The organism is Paenalcaligenes sp. (genome assembly GCF_030152715.1).
GTDB classification, from domain to species: Bacteria; Pseudomonadota; Gammaproteobacteria; order Burkholderiales; family Burkholderiaceae_B; genus Paenalcaligenes; species Paenalcaligenes hermetiae.
On record NZ_JASLIX010000138.1, the window covers coordinates 1 to 10,458 of the forward strand.

The following is a 10,458-nucleotide window of genomic DNA, read 5'->3' on the forward strand; positions in this document are numbered from 1 at the left end:
TCGCAGTTATGAAGATTTGCCCTACTGTTTACAAGACTATTACACAGGGCTTGTGCCGGGTGTAGGTCAAATCATCGCCGATCGCCAGCAACACTTATCACAAATGAGCGAGTGGAATGCTTGGTATTCCAGCAGTACAGAGCGGTTTAGTGCCGCGGAGCTTTTTGTCATTGATCGTTTACATCAGGGGTATAGCCCATTACGCACGGCAACGGCATTGGCTCAAGCGTGGCACATGGGGCAGCTTCCTGCCGATGCTGTTATGCCCGCTGATCCTGAACAAGCGGCCGATGACCTGGTTGATGAGGTCATCGCTCGTTTACGTAAATATGCGATGTATGTGTGAGAGAAGCTATTTTTGGTGGGAAATACGCTATAGGAAGGAACAGCATGATAGAAATTACAAACACTTTAGTGTTGTAACTCTAGCCAAAAACAAAAAGCCCAGTCCGAGGACTGGGCTTTTTATGAAATTCTTTGGTGGCCTTGGGCGGAATCGAACCACCGACACAAGGATTTTCAATCCTCTGCTCTACCGACTGAGCTACAAGGCCACTTATTTAGTGCTGTTGCGCTAAAGATTTAACTATAGCACAGTAAAATCTGTTTTGTCTAGTCCTTTTGCTTGCGCTCTAAAACAACAGTTTTAGCCACAGGACGACCGCTAATAAGTGATAGATTTCAGTTATCAGCGTTGGGGGATTATAATCATATAATTGCAACTGTGCCACCTTTTTGATTTTTCTTCTTTTTGCCCATGTCTGTAGACGTTCTTACTTTTGGCCTTAACCACGTATCGGCGCCTGTTGCCGTGCGTGAGCGTGTGACTTTTCCACTTGATGTGGTGCGTCCAGCATTAGAGGGCTTGCGTTCGGCTTTTGGGTCAGGGGTGCGCGAAGCAGCGATTTTATCTACCTGTAATCGCACAGAACTATACTGTGCGGCAGAGCCGCATGTGATTGATCACGTGCCGGCATGGATGGCGGAGTTCAATAGCCTACGTTCCGATGATCTAACTCCCCATCTGTATCGTTACGAGCATAACGAGGCTGTGCGTCACGCTTTTCGTGTGGCCAGCGGTTTGGATTCGATGGTACTCGGCGAGCCCCAAATCCTTGGCCAAATGAAAGACGCGGTACGTGTCGCGAACGAGGCCGGTGCTCTGGGTACGCTGTTACATCAGTTATTTCAGCGTACATTTGCCGTGGCTAAAGAGGTCCGCACTCAAACAGCGATTGGGGCGCATTCTGTATCTATGGCCGCCGCTTCCGTGCGTTTGGCGCAGCGGGTGTACGGGGACTTGTCTCAAACCAATGTATTATTTATTGGGGCGGGCGAAATGATCGAACTTTGTGCCGCGCATTTTGCAGCGACGCATCCTAAACACATTATGGTGGCAAACCGCACCGCAGAACGGGCCCAAAATCTAGCAGCCCGTTTTGATAATGCGCAAACCATGCGTTTGGCAGATTTACCCGAGCGCATTGCCGATTATGATGTCATCATTTCCTGTACGGCCAGTACCTTGCCTATTTTGGGTTTGGGTATGATTGAGCGTGCGATTAAACAGCGTCGTCATCGTCCTATCGTGATGGTGGACTTAGCGGTGCCACGAGATATCGAGCCCGAGGTTTCGCGTTTGTCCGATGTGTACTTGTACTCGGTCGATGATTTAGGGCGTATGGTGCAAAAAGCCAGTGATGCACGCCAAGCCGCCGTAGTACAGGCAGAAGCCATTATCGACACGCGTGTGCAACACTTCATGCAGTGGCTAGAAAACCGTGAGCTGGTACCCACAATTGTAAGCCTGCAGGATCGAGCCCAGCAGGTTTCTGATCACGAGGTAGATCGCGCTAAGCGTATGATTGCGCGTGGTGAAAACCCAGAACAAGTAGTAGAGTGGTTAGCATATAGTCTGCAACAAAAATACTTGCACGGGCCCCTGTCCCAACTTAATCAAAGCCAAGGCGCTCAGCGCGAGCAACTACTGCAGCTAGTGCCGCATTTAATTCCTTCTCAAAATCGCAGTCGCTAGCTAGGCTCACGCCCCCTTGTGGTGTTATGCCCACTTGCGTTCTGCTATTTAACTATTATCAAAATACTGTATGAAAGACACTATGCGAGATCGGTTGGAGCAGTTGGCTCACCGACTCATCGAAGTTGATGCCATGCTTGCTGAACCGGAAATTGCCTCCGATATGGACAATTTCCGTAAACTGTCTCGTGAGCGTGCCGAGCTAGACCCTGTGGTGACCGCTTTTAATGCCTATGTTGCGACCGAGGGCGATTTAGAGGCCGCCCAAGAAATGATGCGAGATCCCGAGCTCAAAGAAATGGGCGAAGACGAATACCAAATTGCTAAAGATAAAATTGCCGAATTAGAAAAAGAGCTGGAGGTGCTTTTATTACCCAAAGACCCAGATGATGGTCGTAGCGTCTTTTTGGAGATTCGCGCAGGAGCCGGTGGGGACGAAAGTGCGATTTTCTCTGGTGATTTATTACGCATGTATACTCGCTATGCAGAAACACAAGGTTGGCGAGTGGAGATCATGTCCTCAAACCCTTCGGAGATGGGGGGCTATAAAGAGGTCATCGCGCGTATTGATGGCGATGGGGTGTATGGCAAACTGAAATTTGAGTCTGGTACTCATCGAGTGCAGCGCGTTCCTGAAACCGAAGCGCAGGGTCGTGTCCATACGTCAACTTGTACGGTTGCGATCATGCCTGAGGCGGATGCCGCGGAAGATATTCAGATCAACCCTAGCGATTTGCGTATTGATACTTTCCGAGCCAGTGGGGCAGGTGGACAACACGTAAACAAAACGGATTCGGCGGTGCGCATCACCCACTTGCCTACTGGTTTGGTGGTAGAGTGTCAGGATGATCGCTCTCAACACAGGAACCGCGATAAGGCGATGCAGGTATTGGCGGCGCGCCTAAAAGATCAGCAATTACGCGAAATGCAGGCCAAAGAGGCTGAGCAACGCAAAAGCCTGGTAGGTACAGGCGATCGTTCAGAGCGTATTCGTACCTATAACTATCCTCAGGGTCGTATTACCGATCATCGTATCAATCTGACTATGCATAAGCTTAACTACGTCATGGATGGAGACTTGGATGAGCTCATCAATGCATTGTTAACCGAGCATCAAGCCGAACAGCTGGCGGCTTTAGCAAACGAGTAGTTAGGCTATTATGCAAACCATTAAAGCGGTGATGGCGCAAAGCGCGCTGCCGCGTTTAGAGCAGCAAATGCTGTGGGAGCATGTGCTGGGTGTTTCAAGAGCGTGGTTGATTGCGCATGATACGGACCCACTGCCCCCTGCGGCAGTAGCTAAGTATTTTGCGTTAGCACAGCGTCGCCTAAACGGTGAGCCCATGGCGTATATCCTAGGGCAGCGTGAGTTTATGGGGCATATGTTTAAGGTGACGCCAGCGGTATTGATACCTCGCCCTGAAACCGAGTTTTTGGTTGAGCAAGCTTTGGCGTTGCTTCCCTCTACCTCCGCGCCCCGCATTGTGGACTTAGGCACAGGAAGCGGTGCTGTTGCTATTGCCATTGCGTTGGCACGACCCGATGCGGTCGTAGTAGCAACAGACTACAGCCATGATGCGCTTGCTGTAGCGCGTGAAAATGCCCACAATTTATGCGCTGATATCGAGTTTTTTCAGGGGAGTTGGTACGATGCTCTTAAAGGGCAAGCGCCTTTTGATATGATTGTATCCAACCCCCCTTATATTGCAGAAAAAGATCCCCATCTATATCAAGGTGATGTTCGGTTTGAACCAATAACGGCGTTAACCGCTTCGCAAAATGGGCTTGCTGACTTAAGGCAAATCATTCAAGGGGCCAAAGCCTATTTAACCCCGACCGGTTCGATTTGGTTAGAGCATGGCTGGGATCAAGCCGCGATAGTACGTAATATGTTGGCAGAAGCTGATTTTAATCAGCCTACTAGCATTTCTGATCTAGCTGGTATTCCTCGGATTACCGGTGCTTACTCCTGAGAGACAACAATGAATCAAGAAGTTCAAGATTTTATCCGTGAAACTGTGACTGAGCACCCTGTGGTGTTATTCATGAAGGGAACCGCCCAGATGCCTCAGTGTGGTTTTTCTGCGCGTGTGGTGCAAATTTTACGTGCCGTGGGTTTATCCCAGGTCGTGACCATCAACGTGCTTGATGACGAGGAGGTACGTGAGGGTATTAAACAATACGCAAACTGGCCAACCATCCCCCAGCTTTATATTAAAGGCGAATTTGTAGGCGGTTCGGATATTGTTTCTGAAATGTTTGAAAGCGGGGAACTTGAAACCATGCTGCGTGATGCAGGGGTTTTGAATGCCTAATCCGAAAAAACGGATTATTGTGGCAGTAACGGGCGCTACGGGCGCCCTTTATGCCATTCGGGCTTTGCATCTTTTAAAAACTCAGAGCGAAGTAGAAAGTCATTTAATTATTTCTCCGGCTGGGATTTTGAATATGCAGCATGAACTGGGTTTAAGCCGCCAAGATGTGTTGGATTTGGCAGATGTGGTGCATAACTTCAAGGACGTTGGTGCTAGTGTAGCCAGTGGTAGTTTTAAAACCCATGGTATGCTGATTGTGCCTTGCTCTATGCGCACCCTAGCTGCTGTCGCACATGGTTTTGCTGATAATTTAATTACACGTGCTGCAGATGTGGTACTAAAAGAGCGCCGTCGTCTTGTGCTAGCCGTAAGAGAAACCCCTTTTAACTTAGCCCATTTGCGTAATATGACCACCGTCACTGAAATGGGTGCAGTGGTATTTCCGCCTTTGCCTGCTTTTTATTTTCAGCCTAAAACCATGACAGAACTAGTAGATCATTCGGTGATCCGTATGCTAGAGCATGTAGGTGTGGAAATCGACGGCCCAAGCTGGCAAGGCTTATCATCCTAATAGATTCTGTGGGCGAACCACATTAACGAAGGAGTTCTTCATGAGTTTTGTGCAGGTAACAACAACCGATGGCAAAAAAATGCAAGCCTTTGAGGTGTTATCAACCAACAAAAATGCACCTGGCTTAGTGTTAATCCAAGAAATTTTTGGAGTGAATGCCTCCATGCGTCAGTTGGCTCAAGACTGGGCCGAACGTGGTTTTAATGTTTGGTGTCCTGATCTATTTTTCCGCTCTGAGCCTGGCTTGGAGTTGGACCCTACGAACCAAGCGCAGCTCAATTTAGGCTTGGAACTAATGCAAGAAATGGATAATGAGCAGACGCTAAAGGATTTAGAAAGCACCCGGGCACAGCTAGCGCAAAAGCTTGGTCATGACAAGATTGTGGCGGTGGGTTATTGCATGGGGGGGCGTTTAGTGGTGGAGTTTGCTAAACAGAGCCCGATTAAAGCGGGTGTGAGCTATTACGGCGTGAACTTAGATAAGGTATTGCCCCCACTGGGCGACGCAGCCCCCATGATTTTACATATTGCTGAGTTAGACAAGTGGGTAGAGGGCGAGGCTCGCACTATTATTGAAGCCGAGGTCGCAAAACGCGAGGGCTGGGAGTCTTATGTGTATGCAGGTTGTGATCACGCATTTGCTCGACCTAAAGGCATGCATTTTGATGCTGACGCGGACCGTTTAGCCATTCAGCGCTCTATGGCGTTTTTACAACGTTACGTGTAAATATCGTTCTTTTAAAAGGATAAAAAAGCGCCTGTGTTTGGCGCTTTTTTTAATAGAGTAGGTGATAGCGTGCGCTGAGTTCTTTGATGCTCTGTACGCGCAAATCCACATAAGCACTACGCCCGGCATAACGTGATGAAAAAGGCGTGGCGGGATGAGCAAAATGCACGGTTTTCATGCCTAACGCATAAGCCGCTTTGAGATTGCGTAAGGTATCATCCACAAAAATTGTATGCTCTGGGGCGTGCTGTAGCTCTGTTACGACTTGCTGCATCAGGGCGCGGGATGGCTTAGGCCGAAAACGTTGTTGGCGCTGCATGTCTTCGATGCTAAACACCCGCTCAAATTGATGAGTGATACCGAGAGCCTGTAGCACTCTAAAGGCGTAGTTAGCCGGGGCGTTCGTTAGAATGACCTTGCGTCCAGAGAGCTGTGTTAAGTGCTGGGCTAAGTACGGCTCGCTTTGTAGATGCTCGCTAATCGCAAAGTCATGGCTACGCCGTAAAAAGTCCTCGGCACAGACACCATGATGCTTAACGAGACCAATGAGTGTGGCTCCATATTGTTGCCAGTAGCGTTGGCGTAAGTAGTCGGCCGTGTTGGCATCTACTTGTAAAAGCTGCTCAATGCTTTCTTGCATAAGACGGTCGATAAGCGGGAAAATCGCTGCAGAAGCATTATGGAGGGTGTTATCTAAATCAAACAGCCAGAGAGGCTCTGGCTGCGGTTGATTAACAGTACGCATGCGATTAGTGTGATCGAATCATAGTGCCTACGCCTTTGTCGGTAAGAATTTCTAGTAGCAGGCTATGTTCAACACGACCATCAATGACATGGACCGAGTTTACACCATGGCGCGCTGCCTCAAGCGCAGAGGAAATTTTAGGGAGCATACCACCTGAAATCGTGCCATCTTTAAAGAGCTCATCAATGGTTTGGGCAGAAAGCTGACGTAATAAATTTCCGTCTTTATCGAGAACCCCAGGGGTATTGGTGAGCATAACCAGTTTTTCTGCGCCTAAGACTTCAGCCATTTTGCCAGCGACCACATCGGCGTTAATGTTGTAAGAACGCCCGTCCTCTCCAAAGCCTATGGAGGAAATCACAGGAATAAACTCATCGTCTTGTAAGGCTTTGACAACGGCTGGCTCAACACGTGTAATATCACCTACAAAGCCAATATCGAGCATTTTTTCTGGGTCATTGGCATCGGGAAGCATTTTCTTTTTGACCTGAATGAGTTGGCCATCTTTACCGGTTAGACCGACAGCTTTGCCGCCGGCTTCGTTAATCATCATCACAATATCTTGCTGAACTTGTCCGCCCAACACCCACTCTACGACTTCCATGGTTTCAGCATCGGTGACACGCATGCCTTGGATAAACGTACCTTCTTTGCCTATACGTCGCAGTGCATCGTTAATTTGAGGTCCGCCGCCATGGACCACCACGGGTTTTAAGCCAACGAGCTTTAGTAGTACGACATCGTGAGCAAAGCTGCGCTGCAGATGCTCTTCGGTCATGGCGTTGCCCCCATATTTAACAACGATGGTTTTACCGTGAAAACGGCGAATATAGGGAAGCGCTTCGGAGAGCACATCGGCTTTAACTGTAGAAGAATAGTTAGGTTGGTCGGCGTGTTGTGTCATGGCGTTTTCGTGATGAAAAGTAAACAAATAAGAAAAAGCCGGAGGCGGCCCCCGGCATCTTGTTAAGCAAACCCGCTGCTGATTAGCCGGCTAATGCTTTTTCTAGAGTTTGCTTAAAGGCGGCTTTGTCGTAGTTACCAAGATACCGTTTTACTACGCGTCCTTTTTTATCGATTAAAAAAGCCGTGGGTGTCATGCGGACATCACCAAATGCTTTAGCAATGGCACCATCATGGTCACTGACTACGGTAAAAGGTAGCTGACGGGATTCGGTAAAGTTACGTACATATTCTAACGGATCGTGTTTCATTGCAACAGCGATCAGATCAAAGCCTTGATCATGATATTGATTGTAGTATTCGATGTTGTCTGGCATTTGGGCCACACATGTTGTGCAATCCGTTGACCAGAATTTTACCAAGGTCACACGTCCGTTGAGTTGATCAGAGTGATAGGTGTCGCCATTTAGCGACTGAAATTGGAATTCAGGGGCTTTGGTCGCGCCAGAAAATAGATCACCACATGCACTAAGAGCAAGAGCAAAAAAACTAACGAGTAATAAGCGAATTAATGACATCATTCAATGGTAAAAACTTCGGGTTCAGACGCATTTGCAGCGGGTGTCACCTGAGGGGTGGGCTGCTCTTTAGGGGCGGCTGGGGACGCGGACTGTTTTTGCGGGAGCAGGATTTTTTCGGCACTCACGTATTCAAAAAGTTTTACGACCTGCTGTACGCCAGCAACAGTTGCTACCGCACGGGCGGCTCGATCCCCTTCGGCATGCGTAACGCGGCCTTGTAAGTACACCACACCGCGTTCTGTAGTAACGGAAATAGTACGACTTGGGACGTCTTGGGCATTAACCAGGGCTGTGGTGGCCTTGGTGGTAATCCAGCTGTCATTGGTACGTACGCTTAGCTCAGTAACAGGGCCAATACGTAAGCGATTAATGACTTGTTTAACACTATCAATTTGTTTAACGGTATTTTCGATTTTTTGGCTATCTGATGCGCTAGGAACATCGCCCACAAGTAAAACTTGGCCACCGTATGAGGTGCTATTGACGCGGCCTGGGCGCTCGCCAAGAATCTCGCGGACCTCTGCGGCAACTTTGACCCCAATGGTTTTATCATCGACTTGCTCACCAGCGGTACGTCTATCAGTGGCGACCATCGCTGTCGTGGCCGCAGCGCCCCCAACAACCAAAGGGGCACAACCACTAAGCTGACTAGCTAACGCTGCGATAAAGAGAGAGGTCATGAATAGCCGTTGAGTTTTTCCACTGAGGTTGAGAATCATAAAGGTTCTCCAAGCAATAAGGCATCAATGCCATCACATAAGGCGTGTAGTAAAACAATGTGTACTTCTTGGATACGCATGGTGCGATCATCGGGTACACAAAGGTGAATGTCTGTGTCGGTAAGAAGCTGTCCAATTTGACCACCATCCTTACCTGTTAGCGCAATCACTACCATATCACGCTCGTGCGCCACACGAATGGCATTGATTACATTTTGTGAGTTGCCGCTGGTGCTGATAGCAACGAGGATATCGCCCGTTTGTCCTAATGCTGAGATCTGACGTTCAAAAATTTGATCAAAACCATAATCATTGCCGACCGCTGTCAAGATAGAGGTATCTGTATTAAGCGCAATACCTGCTAAGGGTAATCGATCGCGTTCAAAGCGCCCGACTAGCTCTGCAATAAAGTGTTGTGCGTCGGCAGCAGAGCCCCCGTTGCCGCAGGCAAGAATTTTTCCATTGTTGGCAAGGGTTGCAAATAATAACTCGACGGCGGCGGCCAACGGCTCGGTCAGTGCCTCGGCACTGCGCTGCATGGCAAGCACGGAGTCATTAAAATGCGAGTTCATTAAAGCGGTTAAATCCATGGGCTAATTATGGCATGTAGTGATAAAGGAAGGAACGCTAGATATAGCTGGTCGCAATCGTTGCAATTAGTTAACTCTATCAGCGAATACATCTTGATTTACTAATTATTGTAATGAATATATAGCAGCTAGGGGAAATTAGTAAAAAGCATTAGGAATCCATTGCAAACCATCTTCATCTATTGCTATGACATCAAAACGGCAAAAAGGTTGCACTCCTCCAAAAAAAGACGCACTTAATTGAGGTAGTAACTGTCCAGCAACGCGTTTTATGCGCTGCTGTTTGGTAGGGTGGATACTGTAGATTGCTCCCCCGTACTGCTGATTTTTTCTATAGCGTACTTCAATAAAAATTAGGCTATGATGGGAGCGCGCAATCAGATCAATTTCCCCAAAGCGCGAACGGATATTTCGTAGAAGAATGTCTAAGCCGTGCTGCCGTAGATATTGGGCAGCTAACGTTTCGTAGTGGCTACCAAGTTGTTGGGTTGATGAGCGTCGATAGGATTTAGGCCGATTTTTAGGTCGACTTGGTTTTTTATTTAGTTGTTTTTTTTGAGCTTGGGTGGCAAGGGTTTCTGGGCTCATTTCATTAGGCATGATGAACACCATGGATCAGGTAGATACACATCAACACATTTGGACGCGACTGCAGGAGCGTATGGAACAACAGTCCTGGCCTAACCATACTTTATATGTGGTGGCTACGCCTATAGGCAACTTGGGCGATTTAAGCCTACGTGCTTGGCAAACATTACAACGGTGTGATGTGATTGCAGCCGAGGACACGCGCTCTACGCGTCCACTGCTTGAGACATGGGGGGTGCAGACCCCTTTGATGGCGGCTCATAGGCATAATGAGGCACAAGCAGCGGCGCAGATTATCCAGCGTCTAGCCCAGGGGGAGCGCGTGGCTTTGGTGTCAGATGCGGGAGCACCGGCGGTGAGTGATCCTGGTGCGCGCATTGTGCGCGAGGTTCGTGCCGCGGGCTATACGGTGATTGCTATTCCAGGTGCTTCGGCAGTGACTACCGCACTGATGGCCAGTGGCGTAACCAGTGATGAAAACCCCGCTTTTGTCTTTGCGGGGTTTATGCCTCATAAAAGCGCGGCGCGTAAAAACTGGTTGCTACAGTGGGGAACTGTGGATGCACCTATTGTTATGTTTGAGAGCCCACATCGGCTTAGAGCTGCGCTTGCCGACATGGCTGCTTTATTTACGGATCGCCATATCACCATTGCACGAGAGCTTACAAAGCGTTTTGAGCAGGT

14 protein-coding genes and 1 tRNA gene are annotated in these 10,458 nt (G+C 48.6%); 8 read left to right on the plus strand and 7 right to left on the minus strand.

Translation table 11 applies throughout. The features are described 5' to 3' along the window. Positions 1 to 346, plus strand: a 346-nt coding sequence (locus Q1V74_RS11040; protein WP_300648919.1) for a hypothetical protein, incomplete at its 5' end; no start/stop codon positions are given. Positions 347 to 478: 132 nt separating this feature from the next. On the opposite strand, the gene Q1V74_RS11045 is transcribed toward Q1V74_RS11040, so the two are convergent. After that, a tRNA-Phe gene (locus Q1V74_RS11045) sits at positions 479 to 554 on the minus strand. A gap of 203 nt (positions 555 to 757) precedes the next feature. Between Q1V74_RS11045 and hemA the strand changes: the two genes are divergently transcribed. The 6 genes from hemA (at position 758) to Q1V74_RS11075 (ending at position 5,648) form a co-directional block, all read left to right on the plus strand. Further along, positions 758 to 2,035 carry a glutamyl-tRNA reductase gene (hemA, locus tag Q1V74_RS11050; RefSeq protein WP_300648921.1) on the plus strand — a complete coding sequence of 426 codons (1,278 nt, stop codon included), beginning with the start codon at positions 758 to 760 and terminating at the stop codon, positions 2,033 to 2,035. A gap of 70 nt (positions 2,036 to 2,105) precedes the next feature. Then, positions 2,106 to 3,185 (plus strand): peptide chain release factor 1, encoded by a 1,080-nt coding sequence (gene prfA / locus Q1V74_RS11055; protein ID WP_300648923.1) that lies wholly within the window; start codon positions 2,106 to 2,108, stop codon positions 3,183 to 3,185. Positions 3,186 to 3,195: 10 nt separating this feature from the next. Beyond that, positions 3,196 to 4,008, plus strand: a complete 813-nt coding sequence (gene prmC, locus Q1V74_RS11060; RefSeq protein ID WP_300648925.1) for a peptide chain release factor N(5)-glutamine methyltransferase — start codon at positions 3,196 to 3,198, stop codon at positions 4,006 to 4,008. A 9-nt stretch (positions 4,009 to 4,017) separates the two neighbouring features. Then, a complete protein-coding gene (grxD, locus tag Q1V74_RS11065; protein ID WP_260650232.1) occupies positions 4,018 to 4,350 on the plus strand; it encodes a Grx4 family monothiol glutaredoxin in 333 nt (110 codons plus the stop codon). Continuing rightward, complete coding sequence (locus Q1V74_RS11070) at positions 4,343 to 4,921, plus strand: UbiX family flavin prenyltransferase (protein WP_300648927.1); 579 nt, start codon at positions 4,343 to 4,345, stop codon at positions 4,919 to 4,921. Before grxD ends, Q1V74_RS11070 begins: the two co-directional genes overlap by 8 nt. Before the next feature lie 40 nt (positions 4,922 to 4,961). Further along, positions 4,962 to 5,648, plus strand: a complete 687-nt coding sequence (locus Q1V74_RS11075) for a dienelactone hydrolase family protein (RefSeq protein WP_300648929.1) — start codon at positions 4,962 to 4,964, stop codon at positions 5,646 to 5,648. A gap of 49 nt (positions 5,649 to 5,697) precedes the next feature. On the opposite strand, the gene Q1V74_RS11080 is transcribed toward Q1V74_RS11075, so the two are convergent. The 6 genes from Q1V74_RS11080 to Q1V74_RS11105 all read right to left on the minus strand — a co-directional run bounded on the left by Q1V74_RS11080 (position 5,698) and on the right by Q1V74_RS11105 (position 9,786). Further along, positions 5,698 to 6,393: a pyrimidine 5'-nucleotidase gene (locus tag Q1V74_RS11080; RefSeq protein WP_260650229.1), complete on the minus strand. Its 696-nt coding sequence runs from the start codon at positions 6,391 to 6,393 to the stop codon at positions 5,698 to 5,700. Between the two features lie 4 nt (positions 6,394 to 6,397). After that, complete coding sequence (gene argB / locus Q1V74_RS11085; protein WP_260650228.1) at positions 6,398 to 7,297, minus strand: acetylglutamate kinase; 900 nt, start codon at positions 7,295 to 7,297, stop codon at positions 6,398 to 6,400. Positions 7,298 to 7,379: 82 nt separating this feature from the next. Then, positions 7,380 to 7,877, minus strand: coding sequence for a TlpA disulfide reductase family protein (locus Q1V74_RS11090; protein ID WP_300648932.1), 498 nt, complete (start codon positions 7,875 to 7,877; stop codon positions 7,380 to 7,382). Next, complete coding sequence (locus Q1V74_RS11095; RefSeq protein ID WP_300648934.1) at positions 7,874 to 8,596, minus strand: BON domain-containing protein; 723 nt, start codon at positions 8,594 to 8,596, stop codon at positions 7,874 to 7,876. The genes Q1V74_RS11090 and Q1V74_RS11095 overlap by 4 nt, the downstream gene beginning before the upstream one ends. Beyond that, positions 8,593 to 9,186: a phosphoheptose isomerase gene (locus tag Q1V74_RS11100; protein ID WP_300648936.1), complete on the minus strand. Its 594-nt coding sequence runs from the start codon at positions 9,184 to 9,186 to the stop codon at positions 8,593 to 8,595. The genes Q1V74_RS11095 and Q1V74_RS11100 overlap by 4 nt, the downstream gene beginning before the upstream one ends. Positions 9,187 to 9,324: 138 nt before the next feature. Next, on the minus strand, positions 9,325 to 9,786 hold the full coding sequence (locus Q1V74_RS11105) for a YraN family protein (protein ID WP_300648938.1): 462 nt from the start codon (positions 9,784 to 9,786) through the stop codon (positions 9,325 to 9,327). 1 nt (position 9,787) lies between these two features. Between Q1V74_RS11105 and rsmI the strand changes: the two genes are divergently transcribed. Then, positions 9,788 to 10,458, plus strand: a 671-nt coding sequence (rsmI, locus tag Q1V74_RS11110; protein WP_300648940.1) for a 16S rRNA (cytidine(1402)-2'-O)-methyltransferase, incomplete at its 3' end; no start/stop codon positions are given.